The organism is Cellulomonas composti, assembly GCF_007990245.1.
GTDB classification, from domain to species: domain Bacteria; phylum Actinomycetota; class Actinomycetes; order Actinomycetales; family Cellulomonadaceae; genus Cellulomonas; species Cellulomonas composti.
This window is the reverse complement of record NZ_BJWG01000003.1, coordinates 283,780-308,609: the sequence shown is the minus strand read 5'-3', so window position 1 is coordinate 308,609 and position 24,830 is coordinate 283,780. Positions and strand designations below refer to the sequence as shown.

Annotated in this window: 21 protein-coding genes; 7 read left to right on the top strand and 14 right to left on the bottom strand. The window is 71.6% G+C overall.

Annotated features, from left to right (window positions below; genetic code table 11):
* Window positions 1–113: 113 nt before the first annotated feature.
* Entirely contained in the window at window positions 114–1,034 is a 921-nt protein-coding gene (locus CCO02nite_RS05545) for a DUF4349 domain-containing protein (protein WP_146842095.1), read from the bottom strand.
* Between the two features lie 206 nt (window positions 1,035–1,240).
* Here CCO02nite_RS05545 and CCO02nite_RS16405 point away from each other — a divergent pair, with 206 nt between their 5' ends.
* A complete protein-coding gene (locus CCO02nite_RS16405; protein ID WP_443092611.1) occupies window positions 1,241–1,390 on the top strand; it encodes a zinc finger domain-containing protein in 150 nt (49 codons plus the stop codon).
* A gap of 10 nt (window positions 1,391–1,400) precedes the next feature.
* Here CCO02nite_RS16405 and CCO02nite_RS05540 read toward each other — a convergent pair whose 3' ends face one another.
* Both CCO02nite_RS05540 and CCO02nite_RS05535 read right to left on the bottom strand, forming a co-directional pair.
* Window positions 1,401–2,255 carry a glycosyltransferase family A protein gene (locus CCO02nite_RS05540; protein WP_146842093.1) on the bottom strand — a complete coding sequence of 285 codons (855 nt, stop codon included), beginning with the start codon at window positions 2,253–2,255 and terminating at the stop codon, window positions 1,401–1,403.
* Window positions 2,256–2,258: 3 nt separating this feature from the next.
* Window positions 2,259–3,296, bottom strand: coding sequence for a polysaccharide pyruvyl transferase family protein (locus CCO02nite_RS05535; RefSeq protein WP_186812584.1), 1,038 nt, complete (start codon window positions 3,294–3,296; stop codon window positions 2,259–2,261).
* Window positions 3,297–3,391: 95 nt separating this feature from the next.
* Between CCO02nite_RS05535 and CCO02nite_RS05530 the strand changes: the two genes are divergently transcribed.
* Window positions 3,392–5,473 (top strand): alpha/beta-hydrolase family protein, encoded by a 2,082-nt coding sequence (locus tag CCO02nite_RS05530; protein ID WP_146842089.1) that lies wholly within the window; start codon window positions 3,392–3,394, stop codon window positions 5,471–5,473.
* Here the strand turns inward: CCO02nite_RS05530 and CCO02nite_RS05525 are convergent.
* From CCO02nite_RS05525 to CCO02nite_RS05480, 10 genes are all read right to left on the bottom strand, one after another.
* Window positions 5,470–5,985, bottom strand: a complete 516-nt coding sequence (locus CCO02nite_RS05525; RefSeq protein ID WP_146842087.1) for a DsrE/DsrF/DrsH-like family protein — start codon at window positions 5,983–5,985, stop codon at window positions 5,470–5,472. The two genes, CCO02nite_RS05530 and CCO02nite_RS05525, sit on opposite strands and share 4 nt — an antisense overlap.
* A gap of 17 nt (window positions 5,986–6,002) precedes the next feature.
* Window positions 6,003–6,317, bottom strand: a complete 315-nt coding sequence (locus CCO02nite_RS05520; RefSeq protein ID WP_146842085.1) for a TusE/DsrC/DsvC family sulfur relay protein — start codon at window positions 6,315–6,317, stop codon at window positions 6,003–6,005.
* Window positions 6,298–7,578 carry a type III sulfide quinone reductase, selenoprotein subtype gene (gene sqr, locus CCO02nite_RS05515; RefSeq protein WP_146842083.1) on the bottom strand — a complete coding sequence of 427 codons (1,281 nt, stop codon included), beginning with the start codon at window positions 7,576–7,578 and terminating at the stop codon, window positions 6,298–6,300. Before sqr ends, CCO02nite_RS05520 begins: the two co-directional genes overlap by 20 nt.
* A gap of 182 nt (window positions 7,579–7,760) precedes the next feature.
* The gene (locus CCO02nite_RS05510) at window positions 7,761–9,731 is read right to left on the bottom strand and encodes a glycoside hydrolase family 32 protein (RefSeq protein WP_146842081.1); all 1,971 of its coding nucleotides are present in this window, start codon (window positions 9,729–9,731) and stop codon (window positions 7,761–7,763) included.
* A gap of 11 nt (window positions 9,732–9,742) precedes the next feature.
* Window positions 9,743–10,708, bottom strand: a complete 966-nt coding sequence (locus tag CCO02nite_RS05505) for a glycoside hydrolase family protein (protein ID WP_146842079.1) — start codon at window positions 10,706–10,708, stop codon at window positions 9,743–9,745.
* 94 nt (window positions 10,709–10,802) lie between these two features.
* The gene (locus tag CCO02nite_RS05500; RefSeq protein ID WP_246117363.1) at window positions 10,803–12,353 is read right to left on the bottom strand and encodes an ABC transporter substrate-binding protein; all 1,551 of its coding nucleotides are present in this window, start codon (window positions 12,351–12,353) and stop codon (window positions 10,803–10,805) included.
* A 90-nt stretch (window positions 12,354–12,443) separates the two neighbouring features.
* The gene (locus tag CCO02nite_RS05495; RefSeq protein ID WP_146842076.1) at window positions 12,444–13,370 is read right to left on the bottom strand and encodes a carbohydrate ABC transporter permease; all 927 of its coding nucleotides are present in this window, start codon (window positions 13,368–13,370) and stop codon (window positions 12,444–12,446) included.
* 7 nt (window positions 13,371–13,377) lie between these two features.
* Window positions 13,378–14,370, bottom strand: a complete 993-nt coding sequence (locus CCO02nite_RS05490; RefSeq protein WP_146842074.1) for an ABC transporter permease — start codon at window positions 14,368–14,370, stop codon at window positions 13,378–13,380.
* Window positions 14,367–15,413, bottom strand: a complete 1,047-nt coding sequence (locus tag CCO02nite_RS05485) for a LacI family DNA-binding transcriptional regulator (protein WP_246117362.1) — start codon at window positions 15,411–15,413, stop codon at window positions 14,367–14,369. Before CCO02nite_RS05485 ends, CCO02nite_RS05490 begins: the two co-directional genes overlap by 4 nt.
* 143 nt (window positions 15,414–15,556) lie before the next feature.
* Window positions 15,557–16,735 carry a Kelch repeat-containing protein gene (locus CCO02nite_RS05480; RefSeq protein ID WP_146842072.1) on the bottom strand — a complete coding sequence of 393 codons (1,179 nt, stop codon included), beginning with the start codon at window positions 16,733–16,735 and terminating at the stop codon, window positions 15,557–15,559.
* 214 nt (window positions 16,736–16,949) lie between these two features.
* On the opposite strand from CCO02nite_RS05480, the gene CCO02nite_RS15625 reads away from it, so the two are divergent.
* Window positions 16,950–17,417 (top strand): hypothetical protein, encoded by a 468-nt coding sequence (locus CCO02nite_RS15625; RefSeq protein ID WP_186812583.1) that lies wholly within the window; start codon window positions 16,950–16,952, stop codon window positions 17,415–17,417.
* 76 nt (window positions 17,418–17,493) lie between these two features.
* Window positions 17,494–20,451 carry a choice-of-anchor L domain-containing protein gene (locus tag CCO02nite_RS05470; RefSeq protein WP_186812582.1) on the top strand — a complete coding sequence of 986 codons (2,958 nt, stop codon included), beginning with the start codon at window positions 17,494–17,496 and terminating at the stop codon, window positions 20,449–20,451.
* Window positions 20,452–20,506: 55 nt separating this feature from the next.
* Here the strand turns inward: CCO02nite_RS05470 and CCO02nite_RS05465 are convergent, their stop codons facing one another.
* Window positions 20,507–21,139 carry a GNAT family N-acetyltransferase gene (locus CCO02nite_RS05465; protein WP_146842066.1) on the bottom strand — a complete coding sequence of 211 codons (633 nt, stop codon included), beginning with the start codon at window positions 21,137–21,139 and terminating at the stop codon, window positions 20,507–20,509.
* A 117-nt stretch (window positions 21,140–21,256) separates the two neighbouring features.
* Between CCO02nite_RS05465 and CCO02nite_RS05460 the strand changes: the two genes are divergently transcribed.
* From CCO02nite_RS05460 to CCO02nite_RS05450, 3 genes are read left to right on the top strand one after another with little or no spacing between them, the layout of a single operon-like run.
* Window positions 21,257–22,795 carry a type I restriction-modification system subunit M gene (locus CCO02nite_RS05460; protein WP_146842064.1) on the top strand — a complete coding sequence of 513 codons (1,539 nt, stop codon included), beginning with the start codon at window positions 21,257–21,259 and terminating at the stop codon, window positions 22,793–22,795.
* The gene (locus CCO02nite_RS05455) at window positions 22,792–23,916 is read left to right on the top strand and encodes a restriction endonuclease subunit S (RefSeq protein WP_146842062.1); all 1,125 of its coding nucleotides are present in this window, start codon (window positions 22,792–22,794) and stop codon (window positions 23,914–23,916) included. The genes CCO02nite_RS05460 and CCO02nite_RS05455 overlap by 4 nt, the downstream gene beginning before the upstream one ends.
* Window positions 23,916–24,824 carry a restriction endonuclease gene (locus CCO02nite_RS05450; protein WP_146842061.1) on the top strand — a complete coding sequence of 303 codons (909 nt, stop codon included), beginning with the start codon at window positions 23,916–23,918 and terminating at the stop codon, window positions 24,822–24,824. Before CCO02nite_RS05455 ends, CCO02nite_RS05450 begins: the two co-directional genes overlap by 1 nt.
* The last annotated feature ends 6 nt before the right edge of the window (window positions 24,825–24,830 follow it).

Genomic DNA, 24,830 nt, shown 5'->3' with positions numbered 1-24,830 from the left:
AGGGAGCCTCGACCCCTGATGGTGGACACGCGGTGGGTTGATCGCGCCGTGCAAGGTGTCGCGTGCCGTGGCGGCGGTTCGCGGGGACCTTCCGCAGAGGTTCTGGCGCGGGTCTAGCGGCCGGGCTCGGGGGCTGCCTGCGGCGCCCGGCGGCGCCTGTTCCGGCGCACGAGCCCGACGGTCGCGGCCGTGAGCGCGCCGAGGAACACGAGCCACGGCAGGAGCACCCCGAGGGCCACCACGACGGCCCGCGCCGCGGCGGTGAACGACTGCCAGCCGACCTCGAGCCCGGACGTGAACGTGCGGGGCGACTGCGCGGCCGCGGGCACGACGCCGGGCATCACCAGGGCGATCTCGATCGTCGAGAGCGCGACCTTGTCGGCGAGCTGCGCACGCTCCGCCTGGAGCTGCTCGAGGCTCGCCTGGCGCTCCGCGAGCGTGCTCTCGGCCGCGAGCAGGTCCTTGACGGAGCCGGACTGCGCCATCAGGTCCTCGAGCCGCGCGACGGAGACCTCGGCGGCCGAGATGCGCGCGTCGAGGTCGGCGGCCGCGCCGGTCACGTCCTGCGCGTGCAGGTCGATCGTGTCGACGTCGCCGAGCTCGCGCAGGCGCTCGACGGTCGCGGTGACCTTCGCCGCGGGCACGCGCACGACGAGCAGGACCGACGACGAGCCGTCGCCGCGGTCGACCTGCTCGGAGCGGTCGTCGACCCGTCCGCCCGCGCTCTCGACGTAGTCCACGAGGTGGTCGGCGACCTGCACGGGCGCATCGACGGTCACCGTGACCGACCCGGTCTGGATGACCTGCCGGTCACCGGCGTCGGTGGCGCTCGCCGCGGCCTCGTCGCCCGTCGTCGCCGCGTCGCCCGCGTCGTCGACCTGCTCCATGCCGCCGGCCGCCGGGACGTCGCTGTCCGACGAGGCGCCGGCTGAGCAGCCGGCCAGCAGTGCGGCCGTGACCAGGGCCGTCAACCCCGTGAGGGCGAGCAGGCCGCGCGGCGACGTGGGACGGGTGGACCTTCGCAGGGTGGTCATGCTCGGACGTTAGGGCGTCGCAGGGCGGTCCGGGGTGAGTTGTCGCGATCGTGACCGGGAACGGCTGATCGTGACCCCTTCGAGATCGGATCTCCGCAGTCCCGGACCCAACCTTTCCCGCCCATCGCCCAGGACACCGGGCGTTCACCTTCGCGCCCCACACTCGGGTCGTCGGACGCATACCTCGAGACGGGACGGGCCGGACCATGAGCAACGCGCTGTCGGTGGAGTGCCCGCGGTGCATGTCGCCCGCGGGAGAACCGTGCCGGACGTCGGAGGGTCAGGAGCGCTCGCCGCACCGTCGTCGGGAGCGCGCGGTCGACGGCGCCGCGGACGGCGCGGCGGGCCGGGAGTAACGGCCGGCGCTCAGCCCTTGGCGCGCTGCCGTCGTCGGGCGCGCTCGCGGACGGTGTACGGAAGCTGGGTGGGCGCCCACGCGCGTGCCAACGCGATCCCGCGGGGGGCCAGGCGGGGGATGCCGAAGCTCTCGACGAGCTCGCGATCGAGCGGCCGCGCGAGGCCACGCAGCTGCTTGCCCGAGTGGTTCTCGCCCGTGTCGACCTGGTAGACGGAACCGCGGAACGGCATCGGCTCGAGCCGCCAACCGTGCGCGTTCAGCCACCGGCGCGCGTTGCGGTGCGCGCCGAGGATCGCGCCGAGCCGCTCGCCGAACGCCTCGGCGACCTCGTCCTGCGACGCGGTCACGGCCAGGTCGTCCGGCACGTTGTACGCGGGCCACGACACGACGTAGCAGGTCCCGCAGACGCGGAACAGCCGCTGCTGGACCCGGTAGGCCTGCCGCGCCCGCGAGTAGATGTAGCCCTCGTCGACGAACCAGCCGTCCGCACCCGGGTGCGCGGCCGAGAGCGCCGCGACGTCGCGGTGCACGAAGTCGTCGGCGTCGACGATCATCACGTGGTCGGGGTCGTGCGCGCGCGCCGCGGCGAGCCCGATGCCGATCTTCGTGCCCTTGTCCCAGACGAACCTGCCGAGGTCGAACTGCGGGCCCTCGTCCTGGACGGGCGGCGGGAAGTCGACGGGCACGAACGTGGCCTGCGGACCGAGCGGCGCGGCGGGCTCGCGGTTGCCGACGACGATCGTGTGGTGCTCGGCGGACGTCTGGCGCGCGATCGAGCCGAGCGTCTCGGTGAGCAGCGCCTCGACGCGGCCGTAGTCGGCCGAGTTGCGTGGGTGCCGCAAGGACGTCACGAAGACGAGCACGTGTCAGCCCCTCCCGTCGGTTCCGAGCCCGGTGCGGACCCGCTCGAGCGCCTCGTCGACGTCGTGCGTGTAGGTCGTCGTGGAGAACGCTCCCGTGTACTCGCGGACCACCGCACCGATCTTGCCGTAGCTGTTGTCGAGCACCACGTGGTCGATGCCGAGCAGCGCCGCGAGCACGTGGGCGTGCAGACGGTCGACGACGACGAGGCGGCGGCCGGCGAAGAGCCGTTCGGCGCTGCGCAGGTTCGCCTCATTGACGCCCACCAGGCCGCGCGCGACGAGGCTGCGCCCGATCCGTCCGGCGCCGAGGGCCGGGTGCCGCGCTGCGACGCGCGGTGCCGTCGCGGCCAGGCGGCGACGCGGGGAGTCGAGCCGGTCGCTCGTCCAGTCGAGCACCTCGGCCCCGCCGAGACCGGCCGCGCGGTCCGCCAGTCCCGAGACGCCCTCGTGGTCACGGCGCGCGAGGACCAGGACCGGGGCGGTGCCGGCTCCGGCGCGTCGCACCCGCGGCGTCCAGCCGAGCGCCATGTCGGGGCAGTGCACCGTGCGGACCGACGGCACCTGCTCGGCCGCCCGCTGCTGCGAGTCGAGGTCGCGGACCAGCAGCGTGAAGTCGGGGTGGTTGCCCAGGATGCGATCGGCGTTGGCGGCCGCCTTCGGCGCACCGAACCAGACCGACTGCGACAGCTGCACGATGCGCCGGTCCCGAAAGTCCCTGCTGACCTGCTCGCGGTGCCGCTGGTGGCCGCGCCAGATGTCGCCGAAGTTCCCGCCGCCACGCAGGAGGATCACGCCGTCCGGCGGGAGCTTCCTGCGCAGCGCGGCGGCGTCGTACGACGCGATGCCGGCGGTGTGCACGACGTCGAGGCCCAGCTCTCGCACGTACGCACGCTGGCCCGCCCAGATCATCGAGTCGCCCACGTTGCGCAGGTTCGGCACGTCGAGCATCGCGACCGGGACACCGGTGCCGACCACCTCGGCGAGCACCCCGACGGTGCGGGATCGCACGGCACGCAGGATCGCCTCGTCCTCGGGACGCAAACGGGTCTCCTCTCGTGGCGGGCCGGCCCAGCGTATCGGCGGCCGCCCGTCGCACCAGGTGGACCGCGGGGCGCGGGGGGCGGGAGGATCGGCGTATGGACGCATCAGCACTCGCCCGCAGGGTCGGACGAACTCTCGCCGGGAGCGATCCGGCGGAGCGGACCGCCGCCCTCGTCTCGGCGCTCTCGACGGGCCTGACGTTCATGCCCGGCCTGCTGCGCCGCGACGGCGCCGACCAGTCGATCGCCACGGGCCTGGTCGCGGCGTCCGAGTACGGTCTGGTCGTCACGTCGCAGTCGGCCTCCGTCGCGATCGCACGCCACCTCGTCGGCGACGACGGGACGGAGTCGGCGGCCGCGCGCAGGCTCGCGGTGCAGGCGGGGGCCGGGCTCGTGCTGGCGTCGGCGGGCGCCGCCGTCGAACTCCTGTCGGCGCCCCGTCGGGGCGAGCCGATGCGCCGTGCCGTGGCGCGGACCGTCGGGCGGCGGACCCTGCGGGTCGGGCTGTCCGGCGTGGCGGTGTCCGCACTCGCGGCGGCCGACGCGGCCATCGGCGGGCGCCACGTCTGGCTGCGCAGGGCGTCCGGCAGCGCCGGGCTCGTGGCCGGCACGGCGCTCGCGGCCTGGCAGATCCGGCGCTACCGCTCCGACGACCCCGACGAGCTCGCCCGGCTCGCCCCCGCGACCGACCCGCTGACCGGGGCGGCGGGCGCCGATGCCGACGAGGTGGGCAGCCCGCCGTTCCCGCCGCTCGCCAAGTCGCTGCTGCTCGGCGGCGCCGTGAACCTGGGGCTGCAGTCGTTCGCCGCGCTCGAGGGCTGGTTCGCGCGGCGGGTCAGCGCCGGCGTCCGCCAGCTCGCGCCGGGCGCGGGTCGGTCGGCGGGCGTGATCGGGCACTCCGTCGCGCTCGGTGCGACCGCTGCGGCCGTCGCGGCGGGCGTCGAGTACGCGCTGCGGACGGCCGAGGCCGGCGGCGCGGCGATCGACGTGGCCTACACGAGCCCGCCCGTCGCCGCCACGGTCAGCGGCGGCCCCGCGTCCGGCGTGACGTGGTCGTCGCTGTCCCGCGAGGGCGTGCGGTTCGTCAACATGGCCCTGGGCGTCGACGAGATCGCCAAGGTCACGGGGGCGGCGCCCGAGCAGGTCAAGGCTCCGGTCCGCGCGTTCGTCGGGCTCGCGAGCGCGCCGACCGTCGACGCCCGCGTGGACCTCGTGATGCGCGAGCTCGAGCAGCTCGGTGCGTTCGAGCGCAAGGTGATCTGCGTGGCGTCGCCCACCGGCAGCGGCTACGTCAACTACGTGGCGATCGAGACGCTCGAGTACCTGACGCGCGGGGACTGCGCGACGGTCGCGCTGCAGTACTCGCTGCGTCCCTCGTTCCTGTCGCTCGACCGGGTCTCGATGGGTCGCGAGCAGAACCGTGCGCTGTTCCACGCGCTGACCTGGCGCCTGCGCAGCATCCCGGAGGAGTCCCGGCCGCTGCTCGTCGGCTTCGGCGAGTCCCTGGGAGCGCACACCCTGCAGGACGCGTTCCTGCACGAGGGCGTGCGCGGCCTGCACCGCGTCGGGATGGACCGCGCGCTGTTCGTCGGGACCCCGGCCGGGAGCGCGTGGGCCAAGCAGTGGCGGCTCGACGCGGAGCGGTCCGACCCGGACGGCGAGGCGGTCGAGGTCGCGTCGTGGGCCGAGTGGGCCGCGCAGGACGAGGACCGCCGCGTCGCGCAGCGCTACTTCCTGCTCTCGCACCACGAGGACCCGATCACGCGGTTCGACGGTGCGCTCGCGGTGCAGCAGCCCGACTGGCTCGGTCCCGTCGAGCAGCGCCCGCCGGGGGTCTCGCGGCTGGCCGCCTGGTACCCGCTGGTGTCGTTCGTCCTCACGCTCATCGACGTCACCAACGCGATGACCACCGTGCCGGGCGTCTTCGTCGCGCGCGGGCACGACTACCGCGCCGACCTGGCGCAGATGGTCGCGGTCGCGTACGGGCTCGACGTGGACGACGACGAGCTGCGCCGGATCGAGACCGCGCTGCGGGCCCGCGAGGCGCTGTGGGCCGAGCGCCGGCTCGTCGCTGAGCAGCTGTTCCGCGCACGGGACGCGGTGCAGCGCCAGCTCGACAGGTGGGGCGCGGGGGAGGCGCCCTCCGCCGGCGCGAAGGGCGAGCCGGCGGCGCGCTAGATGAAGAGCAGCTGGGCGCCCTCGGTCTTCTCGATGAAGTCGCTCGCGCTGATGATCCCCTCGACGTCCTCGAGCAGGTCCGCCGTCGTCAGGTGGTTCATGTCCGCGGACAGCCGGCACGCCCACAGGTGACCACCGGACCCGACGATCTGGTCGAGGAACTCGGGCACCTCGGGCACGTCCAGCTCGGCGATCGACTTCTTCATCTTCGAGGTGGCCATCGCCGTCATGCCCGGCAGGCCGCCCAGGCCCTGCGGCATGTGGGTCGCCGTGTTGCCGAGCATCGTGAACTTCAGGTCAGCCATCCTCGCCTTGGTGATGATGTCCAGACCCCAGAACGTGAAGAACAGGTGGGTCTGCACGCCCTCGCCGAGGGCCGCGTTCGCCAGGATCAAGCCCGGGTAGGCCATGTCGAGGTTGCCCTTGGAGCAGATGATCGCGAGCGTGCGCCCGCTGCCCTCGTCGTCGTCGAACTTCGGGACGACCGCCGCGGCGGGTTCGGTGGTGCTCATGGCGGTTTCCTCTCGGGTCACACGCAGCCGACGGGCTTGGGCAGGCCGGCGACGTAGGCCATCTTCTTGGCGGGCTTCTGCGGGAAGAGTCGGAACAGGTCCTTGACGGGGACGCCGCTGCCGGCCGACGCCCGCCGCAGGGTCGCGGTCTCGCCGCGCTCGGCGTAGTCGGTGCGCAGGAAGGCGAGGATCGCGCGGTGCTCGTCGGTCAGCGTCAGGCCGATCTGCGCGGCCAGCACGCCGGCGAGCTCGTCGTCCCACTCCGACAGGTCGGTGAGGAAGCCCTCCTCGTCGACGTGGACCTCGTGACCGTCAAGAGTCGTGACGGGCATGGTGCACCTCTTTCTCGGGGGTCTGCTTGCCGACCATGGACATGGCCGACGCGAGGGGCAGGGGGCGGCCGGGCAGGAGCACGTTCCAGTAGACCCACCGGAACGCGAGCTTCCCGGCGTGGTTGGCGCGGGTCTCCTTGAGCAGGCTCATCGGCCCGACGTACGGCGCCGGGAACGTGCCGGGCAGGGGCTCGGTGTCGTAGTTGAAGTCGAGCAGGAGCGCCTTGCGGTCACCGGACTCGACGAAGCAGTTGGCGTGCCCGTCGAACGAGTGGCTCATGGGCCGTCCCTCGATCAGGTCCGCGAGGTTCTCGACGAGGATCTCGACCGAGAAGTGCGCCACGGAACCCGCCTTGGAGGTCGGGATGTCCGACGCGTCGCCGACCGCGAAGATCCGCGGGTCGGCCTTGGACTGCAGCGTGTGCCGGTCGACGGGGACGAACCCCAGCTCGTCGCCCAGGCCCGAGCGCGTGACGAGGTCCGCGCCCATGTGCAGCGGGACGGTCACGAGCAGGTCGAACGGGACCTCGCGCCCGTCGTACGAGACCAGGGTGGTGTCCCGGATCTCCTCGACCAGGAAGTCCGGTTCGACCGTGATGCCGCGGTCGGTCAGCATGGACCCGAGCCGCCCGGACGCGATCGGCTTGGTGAACGCACCGTCGAGCGGCGTCACGTACACGAGCTCGGTGTCGTCCCGCAGCCCGCGCCGCCGCAGGTGGTCGTCGGCCAGGAAGGCGAACTCGAGCGGCGCGACCGGGCACTTGATCGGCAGGTCGGTCACGTGGACCACGAGCCGCCCGCCGCGGAACTTCTTGAGGGCCTCGGCCAGCGCCTTGGCGCCCTCGAGGGTGTAGAAGTCGAAGATCGTCCGGCGCCACTGCGGCCCGAGCATGCCCGGGGTCGCGTCGGGGCGCGGCGTCGACCCGGTCGCCACGACGAGGTAGTCGTACGGGAGCGCGCGGCCGCCCGTGAGCAGCACCTGTCGCGCGGCGGGATCGACGCGGTCGACCTCGTCGAGCATGAGCTCGACGCCGTCGTGCACGAACGCGTGCCGCGAGCGCACCAGCGCGTCGGTCGGTCCGCCGAACGGCACGAACAGGAACCCGGGCTGGTAGGCGTGCGCGTCGTCGCGGTCGACGACCGAGATCGTCCAGCTGTCGTCGAGCCTGCGGCGCAGGCGGTTGACGAGCATCGTCCCGGCGGTCCCCGCCCCGAGCACGACGACGTTCCCGGCCGCCGCAGCCTTCGCGCGGTGCGTCATCGCACGGCCCTTCCCGTCCGGCGAGGTGTGCGTCGCGGCGCGGCGCGGCTCCGTCGCCTCTCCTCAGCCTCGAGCGAGGGCTCCGGACCGGCCAGGGCACAAGGTCCCGTCGCAGGCGGCGGGCTCACGGTCGTGCGAGGAGACGGCCACGAGTCGTGACCATCCCCTCGCACGACCGTGCGTCAGGTCGAGGCGCCCGGGGTGACGGGGGTGGGGGTGAGTGGCCAGACAAGTGCCCGCACGATGCGGCCTGTCGTGCGCACCGCGGCGCGTTCGCTCGTCCCCGCCGCCGCCCACGCGCGGGTGGTCGCGGCCAGGCGGTCGCCGACGAAGGCCTCGACCACCGAGTGGTCCGCCAGGACGCGCAGCTCGACGGGTCCGGCGCCGACGGCCGCGCGTCCACGACGAGGTCCGCGCACGAGCGGCCCGAGGACCACGAGCTCGACCTCGTCGTCGTCGATCCGCGTCAGCTCGAGCGACGCCGCAGCCTCGTCGTGCTCGTCCTGCCGAACCGCCAGCCGGACGACGTCGCCGCGGCCGAGCTCCACGACCAGCTCGAGGTCCCAGGCCGCCCCGATGTCGAAGGTGTGGTCGGTGAGTGCTCGCGGAGCGCCGCGCAGCTCGGCGACCTCGCGCGCGGGGGCCACCGTGAGCGACCCGTCGCGCGCCCCGACCTCGAGCGGGACCCCGGCGCTCCCGGCCCAGCCTCGACGCAGGTGCTCGTCGTCGGGCAGCAGGTCCTGGGTGATCGACCAGAGCAGCGTCCTGCCGTCGGGCGTGCGGCTCGGTGTCACGCCGGTCAGGTAGCCGCCGATGTCGAGGGAGCGCGGCTCGTCGTGATCGGGCCGGAAGCCGCGACTCGACGCGTCCCACCGGCCGACCCAGTACCACTGGTGCTGGAGCGAGTGCACCGTCGGTGCGGGCCACCACGGGGTCACGAGGAAGAGGTGGCGAGGTGCACCGTCGGTTCCGGCTCCCAGCGGGACGAGGGAGGGGAGCTCCCACATCACCCCCGTGTCGGGGCGGGCCGTCGCGTCGCCCACGAGCAGCGGTCCGACGAGATCCCACGGGCCGACCGCCTCCGGAGCGGTGAAGAGCAGCGCCGTGCCACCGCGGTCCACGACCCCGGCCCCGACGAGCTGGAACCACGACCGGCCCTCCCGCCAGACGAACGGGTCGCGGAACTCCCCGGGCAGCAGCGTGAGCCCGGTGCCCGCGAGCGTCTCGGCGTCGGGCATCGTCGTGAGCGGGGGGCCGTCGGCGATCCAGGTCCGCAGGTCGGGGTCCTCGGGGTCGCCGGGCGAGGCCATGACGGTCCGCTGGTTCGGGAGCTCGCGCGCGTCGCCGGCGGTGAAGAACAGCAGAGGGACGCCGTCGCCGTCGTGCTCGGAGCTGCCCGACCAGACGCCCTGAGGCGCCGTCGGGACGGTGTGCGGTGCGAGCGCGGAGCCGAGGTCCGCCCAGTGGACGAGATCGTCCGACACGGCGTGGCCCCAGGTGATCGAGCCCCAGAACGGCCCGAGCTCGTTGCGCTGGTAGAACAGGTGGTGCCGACCGCCGTGATGCAGCACGCCGTGGGGCTCGTTCATCCAGCCGTGGGGCGGGAGGAAGTGCCAGCTGGGTCGGTCGACATCCGGGCGCGGCGCGGGTGGCCACTGTGCCGGGTCGGCGTCGGGCCGCGGCGCGTCCGCATCGACGACGAGCGGCCCGGTCAGGCCGACCACACCGTCGTACCAAGGGTTGTCCTGCACCCGTGGCCCGGGAGCCGTGCCCGCGTGCTGACGGGCGACGAGCACGGACCAGCGGGGCGAGCTCACGTCGTCGCCGACGGACCGGTCGCCGACGACGAGCGTCGGGCGTCCTGCCGCGTCGAGGTCGACGCGGACCAGCGTCCACGCGAGGAGCCGGGCCGGTCCGCCGAGCCGGTGGACGCGGCTGCGACCTGTCTCGTGGACCCGCAGCGCCCACCGGCCGGCCGCGTCGATCCCCGCGGTCCAGGTGGCGCCGTCGGGCGACCGCCCCGCGAGCACCGCGAGCACGCCGTCCGCGGGGGCACCGACCGCAGCCGGAGCCACCCAGATCTCCATGCGCGCGGGCGCGACGACCTCGCTCGCGCGCGCCGGCTCCGGAGACGTCCCGGTCCGTGCGACCACGCCGTCCCCCGTCACGGGATCGCGACGGGGGAGGAGACGAGCGAGAGCCTGCCGTCGGCCCCGACGTCGACGGGCAGCGGGTCGCTGAGGCCGCCGACGAACGGCCCGCCCCCGACGAACTGCAGGAACGCGAGGAAGACGAGGCGCCCGTCGGGGTCGCGCTCGAAGCGGCCGGCGTACAGCTCGCCGTCCCCGCCGCTGAAGAACGAGTGGCCGGGAGAGCTCCACGGCCCGGACTCGGCGGGCCCGAGGAGGTAGTGCGTGCCGGTCTCGCCCGGGCTCACGGCCGTCCGCCGTTCGGAGTGCTGAGCGGCGTACACGGAGTACGGCAGGTACCAGCGCCCCTGCTCGCTGAACAGCTGCGGGACCTCCATGTGCCCGAACTCCCGGGGGGCGGCCGCGGGCGGCAGCGCCTCCCACGTGAGCAGGTCGGCCGACCTCGCCTGACCGATCACACCGCGTTCGTCGACGGGCCCGCCCGGTGCGCGCGCGGTGAAGAGCATGCGGTACTCGTCGTGCTCGGTCGACCGGTAGACCCACGGGTCGCGCCAGTCGACGGCGCCCCAGCCGGGCGCGACGCCCTCGTACCACCGCTCGTCGAGCACGAGCACGGGGTCGGGGTGCTTCGTCCAGGTCAGGAGGTCGTCGCTCGTCGCGAGTCCGATGCGCTGATGGGCGCCGCGATCGCGTCGGTCGACGCCTGTGTAGAAGAGGTGCCAGCGGTCGTCGGCGCGCAGGACGGAGCCGGTCCAGGTGGCGAGGTCGTCCCAGCTGCCCTCGGCCCCGGGCCCCAGCGCGTCGGGGAGCTCGCGCCACGTGCGCAGGTCCGTGCCGACCGCGTGGCCGATCCGCGCGTTCCAGTGGCGTTGGTCGGGGTCACCGAGCGTCTTGGGCGCCTTGAGGTAGAAGACGTGGTAGTCGTCGCGGTCCTTGGCGATCCAGAAGTCCCAGGTCCAGAAGTCGTCGAGCAGGAGCATGCGGAGTTCCTCGTGTGGTGGTGAAGGATGGCGGTGGTGCGGGGTGGAGCCGTTTCCGTCGGCTCCACCCCGCGCCTTCGTCCGGGCGGTCGCGTCAGGCGTTGTCCTGGTAGCGGTCGTACGCCTGCTGGTACAGCTCGACCATCCGGTCGAGGCCCAGCGACGAGAGCTGGTCGACGTAGCCGTCCCAGTCCTGCTCGATCCCGCCGTTGGCGATCCACTGCGCCCGCTTCGCGTTCACGAGCGCGGTGACCTCGGTCTCGATCGCGGCGATCTCCTGGGTCTCCTCGTCGGAGAACGGGACGTTCGGGTAGAACTCCTTCTCCGCCCACGGCAGGTAGAGCTTCTCGAGGTCGGCGACGCGCTGGCTCGCCCGCGGCTCGGGGGCGACGACGGTCTCGAAGTCCTCCTTCAGCGTGACGTGCGGGCCTCCGGGCGCGACCTTCTGGCGCAGCTCGCCGGCGGACACGTCCGCGGGCAGCTCCTTCTGGACCAGGACGCCGTCGGCGTTCTCCTCGAGCGTCGTGCCGATCGGGCCCCAGGACACCTGGGCCGACATCACCGGGTCGTACAGCCGGTCGACCCACCGCATGGTGATCTCCGGGTACTCGTTGGTGCGCGTGATCGCGAAGGCGCCGGCCGCGTAGTCGCTCCCGTTGGAGTGCCCGACGAGGCGCCCGCCCACTCCGCTGAGCGCGGGCACCAGGACGTAGTCCGCCGCCCGGTCCGGCCCGACGACCTCCTCGGTCTCCCACCACACGTACGCGCCGAGCGTCTCGTCGGTGGTCTTGCCCTTGGCCAGGTAGGTCTTGTCGTCCTGGGTGAGGGACTCGGCGTCGATCAGGCCGGTGGAGTACCAGTCGTGCAGCGTCTCGATCGCCTTCGCGTACTCCGGCTGCGCAGCGGTGTAGATCACCTCACCGTCGCGGACGATGCGGTGCTGCGGGTTGTCGGGCATGCCACCCATCGCGGCCATCACGTCGCCGATGTCGGCGCACCACCAGTTGTTGATGAAGCTGAGCGGGATCTCGTCGGCCTTCCCGTTGCCGTTCGGGTCCTTGTCCCGGAACGCCTCGAGTGCGCTCTGGAACTCGGTGAGCGTGGTCGGCACCGGCAGCCCGAGCTCGTCGAGCCACTTCTTGTTGATGGACAGGAAGAACGGCACGGCACCGATGCCGAGTTCCTCGGCCGCGGGAAGCGTGTAGATGTGACCGTCCGACGACGTCACCGCCGCCTTGATCTGCGGCCGCTCCTCGAAGATCTTCTGCAGGTTCGGCGCGTACTTGGCGATCAGGTCCTCGAGCGGGACGAGCGTGCCGTTGGAGCCGTAGGTCGTGATGTCGGCGGCCGTGAAGCCGGTGTTGTAGAACGCGTCGGGAAGGTCACCGCTGGCCAGGAGCAGGTTCTTCTTCTCCTGGTAGACCGAGTCGGGCAGGTTCTCCCAGGTGATGTCGACGTTGGTGTCCTTCTGCCACTGCTGGACGAGCTCCATCGTGGAGTAGTCCGGGGCGAGCGGCGCCTTCTGCCCCGAGAACGTGAGGCTCACCGGCGTGTCGACGATGGGCAGTCCCTCCGCGTTGAACTCGGCCGAGCTCGCGGCCTCCGGCTCGTCCGCGCCCGTGCAGGCGGTGAGGAGCAGGGCCACCGTCGCGGCTCCGGCCGCGGTGGCCATCATTCTGTGACGCATGTCGATCCCTTCGTGAAGTGCCGCACGACGTCGTGCGGCACGGGTGGGTCAGTGCTTGACCGCTCCGAGCAGGGCACCCTTGGTGAAGTGCTTCTGCAGGAACGGGACCAGCGCGATGATCGGCAGCGTCGAGACGACGATCGTCGCGTACTTGACCAGCTCGCCTACGCGCTGGGCCTGTGCGTACGACTCGAGGTCGCCCGTGAGGTTGCCGCTCGACAGATCGGACTGGACGAGGATGTTGCGCAGGACGAGCTGGAGCGGGTACTTGTCCGCGTCGTTGAGGAAGATGAGCGCGTCGAAGAACGAGTTCCAGTTCGCGACGAGGTGGATCATCGCCATCAGCACGACGAGCGACTTCGCGAGCGGGAGCGCGACCTGGAAGAAGAACCGGAAGTCGCTCGCGCCGTCGATGGCGGCGGCCTCGCGCAGCTCGGCGGGGATGGTGACCTCGAAGAACGACCGCGCTATCAGGAGGTTCCACACGCCGACGGCGCCGGGGAGCACCATCGCCCAGATCGTGTCGATCATGCCGAGCTGCTGCACGACGAGGTAGCGGGGGATCATGCCGCCGTCGAAGAACAGCGTGATGACCAGCAGGAACGTGATCGTCCGCCGGCCCGGCAGGTCCGGCCGGGACAGTGCGTACCCGCCGGAGACGATGAGCGCGACGCTGATCGCGGTGGCCACCGAGGTGTACAGGACGGAGTTCCCGAAACCGCGGATGATCGTCGCGTCGCTGAAGATGCGCTGGTAGCCCTCGACGGTGAGTCCCGAGGGGGCGAACCACACGTCGCCGTTCTGCACCGCGCTCGGGTCGCTCACGGACGCGATGACGATGAAGTAGACCGGGTAGGCCACAGCGACCACCGCGGCGCTCAGCAGGATGACGGACGCGCGGTTGAAGGCGCGGTCGCTGATGCGGTTGCTCAGGGGCCGGCGCGTGCGCGGGCCTGGGTGCAGGGTGTCGATCACGTGGGCCTCAGATCAGGGAGTTCTGCTTGAACCGACGCGCGACCCAGTTGAACGTGAGCAGCAGCGTGAGGTTGATCGCCGAGTTGAAGAGGCCGATCGCGGCCGAGTAGGAGAACTGCGCCTGCTGCAGACCCGCCTGGTACACGTACGTCTGGATGATCTGCGAGGCGCTCATGTTGAGCGGTGTCTGCAGCAGCAGGGCCTTCTCGAAGCCGACGTTGAGCAGGTTGCCGACGGCGAGGATGAACAGGATCGAGATCACGGGCATGATCCCCGGCAGGTCGATGTGCCGGATCCGCTGCAGTGCGCTCGCACCGTCCAGCTTCGCCGCCTCGTGCAGCGCGGGGTCGATGCCGGCGAGCGCCGCGAGGTAGATGACCATCGCGAAGCCCGCCTCCTGCCAGACCCCTGAGCCCACGTAGAGAGGGCGGAACCAGCCCGGTTCGGCGAGGAAGAACACGGGATCGCCGCCGACGAGCGTGATCACGTGGTTCACGAGGCCCGAGCGGGGCGAGAAGAGCACGACGATGATGCCGACGACGATGACCGTCGAGATGAACGCCGGTGCGTAGAGCACCGTCTGCACGAGCCCGCGGAAGCGGTGGGACAGCAGCTGGTTCACCAGCAGCGCCAGGACGATCGGGATCGGGAATCCGATCAGCAGGTTGGTGACCGCCAGCAGGAGCGTGTTCTCCAGGAGCATCGAGAACTGGAAGGACGAGAAGAAGCGTTCGAAGTGCTCCCATCCCACCCACGGGCTGCCGGAGAAGCCGTCTGCAGGGTTGTAGTCCCGGAACGCGATCTGCACGCCGTACATCGGCCAGTACTTGAACACCGCGAAGTACAGGAGTGTCGGGGCCAGTAGTACGTATAACTGCCAGGCGCGGAGGACTCTGCGCAGACGCGAGGTCGAACGCGCAGGTGCAGCGTCGTCCGGGCGCCGGCCGGGCGACCCGGCGTCCGCGGGCGCGGTGATCGGATCGATGATCGGGGCGCTCATGAGGTGCTCCTCGGCTCGGCGACGGACTCCCGCACGACGAGCTCGCAGCGCAGCGTGACGGCGCGCGCGCCGGCGTTCGCGGGCGTGCGGGTCGCGTTGCCGGTCAGGAGCAGGTCGGTGGCGGTCCAGCCCATCTCGCGGAACGGGAGGTTCATCGTCGTGAGTGCGGGCCGCATGAACGGCGCGAGCACGTCCTGGTTGTCGAACCCGACCACCGAGACGTCCTCAGGAACGCGCAGGCCGAGCTCGGCGAGCGCCTGGTAGGCGCCCCAGGCGGTGCGGTCGTTGGCGCAGAAGATGGCCGTCGGCGGGGCGGGCAGCGCCATCAGCTCGTGCGTGAGCGCGTACCCGTGCGGGGTACCGCCGCCACCGAACCTGACCACGCTCTCGTCGTACGCGATCCCCGCGTCCGCGAGCGCGAGGCGATAGCCCTCGTGCCGACCCAGCGCGGCGGGCAGACCCGACTCCAGCGTCTCGATGTTGATCATCGCGATGCGTCGGTGACCGTGCTCGACGAGGTGCGTGACCGCGTCGCGGCCACCGGCGACCTCGTCCGGCGACACGGACCACACCTCGCCCGTCGGGTCGATCGCGTTCAGCACCACGATCTCGATCTCCCGCAGCTCGGCCGGTACGTCGACGGGGCGGTTGTACATCGACGCGTAGACGACGCGCCGGACCTGGTGGGAGAGCATCTGCGCGACTGCGGCCCGCTCGATCTCGTCCGATCCGCCCGTGTTGGCGACGAGCAGCAGCTGGTCGTCCTGCCACGCCCGGTCCTGTGCGCCCTCGACGATCCGGCCCGCGAAGGGGGCGCTCGCCACCTGGTCACCGATGAAGCCGACCATCTCGGCGACGCCGTCGCGGAGCGCCCTCGCCGTGGCGTTGCCGCGGTAGCCGATCGCCTTGGCGGTGTCGCGGACACGCTGGGCCGTCTGTGCGGAGACGCGCGTGCCGCCCTGACCGCGTAGAACGAGAGAGACGGTCGCCTGTGAGACACCCGCCGCATGGGCGACGTCCCACATCGTTGGCGAAGTCGACATTGACCAGGCTCCAAGTTATACGAATGACTTGCTCGCGTGGACGACGTTATACGTAGCACCGGCGGAGGTCAAGCATCCGAGCACGACGAGTTCCGCGCCGACACCGACCGCTCGAGACCCGACGGACGAGTGGCGGTCCGCGCTCAGTCGCCGACGGCTCCGAGCTCGCCGTGCACGTCGTCGAGCCGCAGGACCCACCCGAGCGGCTCGAGGTCGGCGTCGCCGCCCCAGGTCAAGAGGTACTGCGGCGACGCGCCGAACGTCGGGGCGTCGCCGACGTCCCACGGCGCGTCCGGGAGCACCCAGGTGCCCATGCTCACGGGGTCCAGCAGGAGCCCGACGCTCGTGACGAGCGACCCGGTCGACAGCCGCGGCCACGTGACGCCAGGTCGGGGCTCCAGCTCCGCGGGCAGCCCGTACCAGGTCCCGTCCACCGGGTCGTAGATCCCGCCGTAGGGGTACTCCCGGTCGTACGGGTCGACCTGCCCGCCGTCCGCGCCGCCCGGGTCCGGCCAGACCATCCGCCCCGATGCGACGAGCGGGTCCCAGCCGAGGATCTCGCTGTCCGGCAAGGTCGTCCACGCGCCGGACCCGAGGTCGAACGACGCCAGCCGCACGAACGCGGGACCGTCCTCACCGCCGGGGCTGTCCACGAGGTCCTTCGCGGACAGGACCAGCGACCCGGCCACCACGCTGATCTGCCGGTCGAAGCTCGACCCGATCGGGTCGTCCGGCAGTGCCGACCACGTCGACGTCGCCGGGTCGAAGATCTCGTCGTCGGCCGGCCCCTGCTCGTCCGAGCCACCGGCCTCGACGAGGACGTGACTGTCGGTGGCCAGGCGGCCGGGGGTCGCGGGTGCCGGCAAGGTCCGCCACGCGTCGTCGTCGGGCTCGTACGCGAGGAACACCGGGGCGCCCTGCTCCGCGGGCGTGCCCAGCAGGTACAGCGCCCCGTCGACGAGCGCGGTCTGCGCCCCGAACAGGGGCACCGGGAGCGGAGCGGCGGCCGCCCACGTGCGCGTGACCGGGTCGTACGTCGCGGCGTCGGTGAGGACGGCATCCGGGTCGAAGGCGCAATCGGCATTCGGCGGGCAGGGTCGCTCCGCGCGGCCACCCGCGACGAGGAACCGGTCGCCCAGCCACGCGACGGACGCGTCGACCCGCGGCGTCAGCGGCCCCGGCGCGACCTGCTCCCAGGCGGGTGCCGCGGGTGCTCCGGTGGCAGGCTCGGTGGCGGGCGCCGAGGGCTCGGTGGAGCATCCGCCGACCGCGACGAGCACCGCGGCGACGCCGAGCGCGGCGAGGGTCCGACGACCAGTCATGTGACACACCCCCTCGCCCTGACTGTGTCCTCAGGGGGAGCGGCCTTGCGCTGCCTGTCACACGACCGGCCCGTGCAGCACCCGGCTCTCGAGGGTGATCGCGCCGCGGACCAGGCGTGCGTCCGTCCGGGTGAACGCCGCCCGTTTGGCGCCGGTCTGGGCTGTTTGCTCGCTAGCGTGACCGGCACAGCACGCGCCGATGCCAGGGGGAGCAGTGAGACGCAGGTCGACCGCGCTCTGCGTGCTCGTGCTCGTGGCGCTGCTCGGTGCCTGCTCGGGTCAGACCCCGTCGCGGTCCGACCGGGAGACGCCGGTCGCGGCCACCTCGGGAGCCTCGACCGGTGGCCAGTCGCTCGAGGAGCACTGCGCGCTCGATCTCACCGACGTGATGGCCACGTCGGCCGTCCGTCAGCCCGGGGGGTCCGTCCTGGTCACCTGGACGGACCCGCAGAACGGACCGAGCGCGGGCACGCAGTACACCGTGCTGCGCCGCGAGGCCGACGGCGCGTGGTCCCCGGTGGGCACGTTCGTCGTCCGTGCCGACGGCGAGGCGACCTTCACGTGGTCCGACGACCACGCGCCGTCGCACGACGACGTCGGATATGCCGTCACGGTCGAGACCGGCTGCGGCGTCTCGCAGATCACTCCGGAGTCGAGCGCCACGCTCGAGCCCGGCGGCTGAGGCCGCTCGTCCGCACCACCCCACCGCAAGTCAGTGACCCACCCGTCCGTTCCTGCCCTCGCGATCGGAGAACCTCGTGCGTCTGCCCAGGATCGTCGCACTCGTCGCCACCACCACAGTCGTCCTCGGAGCGCTCGCCGCGCCGGCAGGCGCCGACGACGCCGACCTCCCGGACCGGCCGAGCCCCCAGCCCTCCGCCCAGCTCGGAGCACAGGCGCGCGGACTGCTCGCCGCCGGGTCGACCGCCGAGGACCTGGCCGCCGCGATGGACGTCCCCGTCGCCGGGATCCAGTACGCGAGCACGATGGGTTCCGATCCCGAGGCGTTCGCGATCGTGACCGCCGACGACCTCACGATCCCGACCGGACCGACCGACCCGACGGACCCTGAGGGACCGGTTCCCACCCTCGCCGCGGCCTCCTTCTTCGACAGCGACTGGGGCGGGTTCCCCAGCTCCGGGGACACCTTCCTCGTGATGTCGACCGGGCGGGCCGCCGACGCCCTGCCGCGCAACTCGAGCATCGGTGCGGCGAGCTCGGTGCTGGACGGCCTGGACAACGACCAGGGCAACGACCTGGCGCGGCTGCACCTCGAGCTCACGGTTCCCACGGGTGCCCGCTGCCTCGCGTTCGACGTGGCGTTCCTGTCCAACGAGTTCCCCGAGTACGTCGGCTCCCAGTACAACGACGTCTTCACGGCGCAGATCGGCGACGGTGCGCTGTCCATCGCGCCCGACGGCCGCACCGTCGTCGCACCCTCGAACTTCGCCCGGGACTGGGCGGGCAACCCGCTGTCGATCAACACCGCGTTCGGGATGTCGCGCCATCCCGGCTCCAGCTACGACGGCTCGACGGGCAAGATGCGCGCCACCACCCCGATCGGGCTCGGCGCCGACGAGGTCGACCTGTACCTGTCGATCCAGGACCTCGGCGACTCCGTGCTCGACTCCGCGGCCTTCATCGACGGGTTCTACTGGTCGTCGGACCCGTTCTGCCTCTTCGGTGTGCAGCTCGACAGCGACCGTGACGGCCTGCTCGACGACTGGGAGACGGACGGCTACACGGCGGACGACGGCACGTTCGTCGACCTGCCCGCGATGGGCGCCGACCCGGCGGTGCCGGACGTGTTCGTCGAGTCCGACTACATGGTGACGTACAACTCGCTCGGGCAGACCATCGAGTCGCACCGGCCCAAGGACTCGGCGATCGCGCTCGTCGTGCAGGCGTTCTACGACGCCGGGGTGCACCTGCACGTGGACCTGGGCCCCAACTCACCCCTGCAGTACGGGGACCAGGCGACCTGGGGTGCGCTCAGTGCCGCCGGCCCGCTCGTCGAGACCCGCAACCTCGGCACCGGCAGCTACGACTGGTCGCAGTTCGAGGAGATCAAGAAGGGGCACTTCAAGGCGGCACGGCGCGCGGTCTTCCACTACAACCTCTGGGCGCACTCGCTGTCCACGGACCTCGACACCACCAGCGGCATGTCCCGCGGCATCGGGGCGAGCGACTTCATCGTCAGCCTCGGCGAGTGGGGCGCCAGCGGGCAGACCGAGCTCGCGCAGGCGGGGACGTTCATGCACGAGCTCGGCCACAACCTCGGCCTGCACCATGGCGGCGACGACGAGGCGCAGTACAAGCCGAACTACCAGAGCGTCATGAACTACACGTACCAGACGAAGGGGCTGGTGTCCGACGTGCGCGGCAAGGAGGAGCCGTACGTCGACTACTCCCACTGGGCCCTGCCCGACCTCGACGAGGCCGATCTCGACGAGACCGCCGGGATCGGCAGCTCGCTGGCCTGGGTGCGCGCCGAGTGGTGCGGGTCGCGCAACCGCCTGATGAACGGCGCGATCGACTGGGACTGCGACGACGACACGAGCTCGACGTCACTGCGGCGGGACGTCACCGGCGACAAGAGCATCGACGTCCTGCACGGGCACGACGACTGGGCATCGCTCGTGTTCGACGGCGGGCTCGTCGGGGACGCGGGCTCGCTTGCCGAGCTGCCCACGTTCATCGACGCGTCCGACGAGATGACGCTCGAGGAGCACCAGCGCTACGAGACCCCCGAGCAGCAGACCGCACCCACCGTGTTCGTCGACGGGCCGCTGCAGCTGACCAACACCGTAGCCGTGCGCGGAGCCGGCGCGGACGTCGTGGTGCAGGGCGACGTGCGGTGCAACTCCGACGCCGTCGTCGAGGGCGACCTCGTGGCGTCCGGTTCCGTGACGCTGACCAACCGCTGCACGGTGCTCGGCGACGTGGTCGCCGGTGGTGCCGTCGAGCTGACCGCCGCCGCGCGGATCGGGGGCGACGTCACCACCCCGGGCACGCTGCGGTTCCAGTCGTCGGCCCGGATCCGCGGGACCGCCACCGTCGGTGCGTTCGTGTCGATCGACGCCCGCACCGTGGCCGCGCTCGTCGCCTCCGGTGCGCTCGGCGGCGTCACGGTGGCGCCGGGGACGGCCCCCGTCGTGCAGCGGCCTGCCGCCGTGCCGGGCGACCCGGCCGCGTGGACGGGCCAGGCGCTCACGTGGCGCGAGTGGCTGAACCGGACCGCGGCCGCGAACGGCGCGCCGTCCTGGTCCGCCGGCCTCTCGGCGGCGCCGGGCTGCACGATGGCGCCGTGGTCGTCGAGCGTCAACGGTGCGACCGTGGCGGTCGCCGAGGCGACGGTCGTGGACGCGCGCGCCGCCGGTTCCGGCTGCTCCCGCGTCACGCTCCAGCAGATGACGGTCGCGCTGTCGGGTGACCTGGTCGTCATCGCCGACGACGCCGCGTTCGTCAACGGGCTCACGGTGCGCTCGGCCGACGGCGCCCCGCACGCCTTCACGGTGGTGGTGCCCGGCGCCGCCGGCGCCTGCACCGGTGGGGGAGTCGCCGTGCCGAACGGCCTGACGACGGTCGGGCCCGTGGTGACCTCGCTGGTCGCGCCGGGCCGGATCCAGCTCAACGGCGGCGTCGACCTGACCGGCACCGTCACGGGCGGCTGCCTGGCGGCGACCGGGAGCGTGACGATCCGATCCGTGTCCTGAGGCTCGTCGGCCGACCCGTCGCCCCCTGCGGCGGGCCGGCCGACGCGGCTGACGATCACCGCGGCCGGCCGTTGCGCGTGACCGTCACCCGCTCGTGCTCGTGCTCGACCCGGTCGATCACGTCGGAGAAGTGGTGGGTCGGAGAAGTGGTGGTCGGAGCGTCGTCGCGGGCTTCGAGGATCGCGTAGTGGTAGGAGTCGTGCCAGACGGGCCGGCCGTGTTCGTCGTCGGCGAAGGTGGCCGCCTGGAGCATGTGCGCCTCACGCCGCATCCCGAGCCGCTCGAGCAGGCGCCAGGACCGCTCGTTGCGCACGTCGCAGGCCGCGACGACCCGGTGCGCGCCCTCGACCTCGAACAGGTCGCGCACCAGCCGGGCCGCGGCCTCGGTCGCGTACCCGTGGCCCCAGAACCGGGGACCGAACACGTACCCGATCTCCCACGTCCGCCACGTGGGCGGACCCTCGACGGACCGGTACAGGTTGCCGATCAGTGTCCCGTCCCGCAGGCACACCGCGACGAAGCGCTCGTCGTGGGCGCGGTCGGCGGCCAGCGCGTCGCACTCCTCGCGCGTCGGCACCCCGTACGGCTCGAAGCGCACCGCCTCCGGATCGGCGAGGTAGCCGAAGATCCCCGCGCCGTCGTCCGGCGCGAACGGACGCAGCTCGAGACGTTCGGTACGGGTAGCCATCGCCAGCAACCTAGCCACGCCCCGCGCCGGCCGGAACCAGCCCTTAGTCCCGAGCCCCCGCCGCCGAACCGGATGCTCGGGCATCGACGCGGGGCTGCGTGACCTAGGCTCGCCACCGTGATCACGGGTGAGCTGAAGGCCAAGGTCGACCGCGTCTGGGACGCCTTCTGGTCCGGCGGTATCTCCAACCCGCTCGAGGTGATCGAGCAGATCACCTACCTGCTGTTCATCCGCCGGCTCGACGACCTGCAGACCGCCGAGGAGAACAAGGCCAACCACCTCCGCACCCCGCTCGCGCAGCGGTTCTTCCCCGCGGGGGAGGCTCCGACGGGCGTGCCCTACGCGCACCTGCGCTGGTCGCACTTCAAGGACGAGGCGCCGCAGACGGCGTTCGACCTGGTGGACAAGCACGTCTTCCCGTTCCTGCGCACGCTGGGCGGCGACGGCTCGACGTATGCCGCCCACATGGAGGGCGCACGTCTGACCATCCCGACGCCGGGCTTGCTCGCCAAGGTCGTCGATCTGCTGAACGACATCCCGATGCACCGCCGCGACACCAACGGCGACCTGTACGAGTACATGCTCGGCAAGCTCGCGACGTCCGGCCAGAACGGCCAGTTCCGCACCCCGCGGCACATCATCGAGCTGATGGTGCGGCTCATGGCGCCGACGCCGAAGGACGAGATCTGCGACCCGGCGTGCGGCACCGCGGGCTTCCTGATGTCCGCCGCGCGCTACGTGCGCGAGGAGCACCCGAGCGTGCTGACCGACGCCGTTCAGCGCAGCCATTACCACTCGTCGATGTTCCACGGGTACGACTTCGACCGCATCATGCTGCGCATCGGCTCGATGAACATGCTCATGCACGGCGTCGAGACCCCGGACATCCGCTACCGGGACTCGCTCTCGGAGTCCGCCGCCGGCGACGAGGGCAAGTACTCCCTGATCCTGGCCAACCCGCCGTTCGCCGGGTCGCTGGACTACGAGGCCGTGAGCAAGGACCTGCTCAAGGTCGTCAAGACGAAGAAGACCGAGCTGCTGTTCCTCGCGCAGTTTCTGCGGCTGCTCCAGCCGGGCGGGCGTGCCGCCGTGATCGTGCCCGACGGCGTGCTGTTCGGCTCGTCGACCGCGCACAAGGCGCTGCGCAGGATGCTCGTCGAGGACCAGAAGCTCGACGCCGTCATCAAGCTGCCGTCGGGCGTGTTCCGCCCGTACGCCGGTGTCTCGACCGCGATCCTGGTGTTCACCCGCACCGACTCCGGCGGCACCGACGACGTCTGGTTCTACGACGTCCAGGCCGACGGTTACTCCCTCGACGACAAGCGCAACCCACTGCTCGACGACGGTCAGCTCGGCGTCGCGCCCACCGAGCCGTTCGTCGTGGCGAACCATGCGAAGAACAACCTCCCCGACGTGCTCGACCGCTGGCGCCAGCGCGCGGCCTCAGAGCGCTCGCGCGCACGGACCGAGCAGTCCTTCTGCGTGCCGAAGGCCGAGATCGCCGCGCAGGGCTACGACCTGTCCCTCAACCGCTACAAGGAGATCGTCCACGACGAGGTCGAGCACCGAACTCCGACCGAGATCCTCGGCGACATCAAGTCCCTCAACGACGAGATTACCCAGGGCATCGCCAATCTGGAGGCGATGCTCGGATGACGACGACGGTTCCAAGGGTCACGCTCAGTGAGGTCGTCGCAATCGAGCGGACGGGCGTGGACCCAGCGAGCCTCGCCCCAGACGTGCGATACCTCGGCCTCGAGCACATCGAGCGCGGTGGCCGGATCATCGGTCACGACACCGTCGGTGCTGCGGCGCTTGCGAGCACGAAGTTCCAGTTCACTCCGGAGCACGTGCTCTTTGGAAAGCTGCGTCCGAACCTGGGGAAGGTCGCGCGTCCTGACTTCGAGGGCGTATCGAGCACCGACATCCTGCCGATCAAGCCTGGCCTGCGCCTGGACCGAGACTACCTGGTCCATTTCTTGCGGCAGCCGTCGATGGTCGAGTACGCGGCGACCCGAGCGAGCGGAGCGAACCTTCCTCGACTGAGCCCAACGGTGCTCGGAACCTTCGAGATCCCGCTCCCGCCGATCGAGGAGCAGAGGCGGATTGCGGCGATCCTCGATCAGGCCGACGCTATCCGCACCAAGCGCCGCCAGGTCCTCGTTCGCCTGGAGGACCTCATTCGGTCGGCCTTCCACACTACGTGTGAGACCGGAGAGGTATTTCCCGTCAAGCCGCTCGCCTCCCTAGGTGCCATTTCGACGGGGAGGACTCCCCCCACGGCCCAAGCCGCTATGTTCGGCGGCCCGATCCCCTTCGTTACGCCCGGGGACCTCGACTCGGGTCGACCGGCATCTCGATCGGTCACAGAGGCTGGCGCCGCGGTCAGCCGCACAGTCCGCGCCGGATCGACCCTCGTGTGCTGCATCGGGGCCACGATCGGCAAGACCGGGATCGCTCGTGAGCGATCCGCCTTCAATCAACAGATCAATGCCGTCGAGTGGGGCGATGACGTCGTCGACGAGTACGGATTTCAGGCGGTGCGTGCCCTGAGGCCGGTAATCGTGGCACGCGGGGCATCCACAACGCTTCCCCTTCTCCCGAAGAGCAAGTTCTCCCAACTGGAAGTTCCCGTTCCTCCCCTCACTGTCCAGCGAGCGTTCGCCCGACAGGTCGATGCCATCTTGAAGCAGCGTGCAGCAGTTGAGAACGCGCTTCTCAGGGACGAGGAGTTGTTCGCATCACTCCAGTCGCGTGCGTTTCGAGGGGAGTTGTAATGGTTGCTCCGACGTGGGAGCAGTACATGATTCCGTCGCTGCAGGTGTTGGCCGACGGGCAGGTGCACCGGGCTCGCGCTGTCACCGAGGCGGCGGCCGACCTGCTCGGCCTGTCCGACGACGAGCGTTCCACGCGGATCCCCTCGGGGATGCCGAGGTACCGCAACCGGGCGATGTGGGCCCTGTCGTACCTGTTCCGGGCTGGTGCGGTCGAGCGTCCCGCGCGCGGCCAGTACCGGATCGGCGAGCTTGGTCGTCGCCTGTTGTCCGAGCACCCGGACGGGCTGACGGAGCGCGACCTGCGAGGGCTCCCGGGCTACGTCTCGCCCTACGTGAAGGGTGCGGCGGCGGCGCCCGATAGCGGCGTCGTGGTCGAGGAGGACGCGACACCGCTCGACCCGGTCGAACAGATCGAGACCGGCATCGCCCGCATTCACGCCGAGGTCGCTGCGGAACTGCTGTCGAGGCTGCACGCGCAGGACCCGGCGTTCTTCGAGCAGGCCGTGCTCGACCTGCTGATGAAGATGGGCTACGGCGGGACCGAGGGGACCGCGACGCGCACGCAACTGTCCAACGACGGCGGGATCGACGGCATCATCGACCAGGACGCGCTGGGGCTCGCCCGTATCTACGTGCAGGCGAAGCGCTACGCGCTCGACTCGTCGATCGGGCGGCCGGAGATCCAGGCGTTCGTCGGCGCTCTGCACGGCAACCAGGCGAACCAGGGCGTGTTCATCACGACGGCGCGGTTCAGCTCGGGCGCCCGCCAGTACGCGGACTCGGTCGCGACGCGGGTCGTCCTGATCGACGGCGACCGCCTGGCGCGGTTGATGATCCGTTACGGCGTGGGTGTCCAGGTGAAGCAGACGTACCACCGGGTCGAGATCGACGAGGACTTCTTCGAGTAGCGGGAG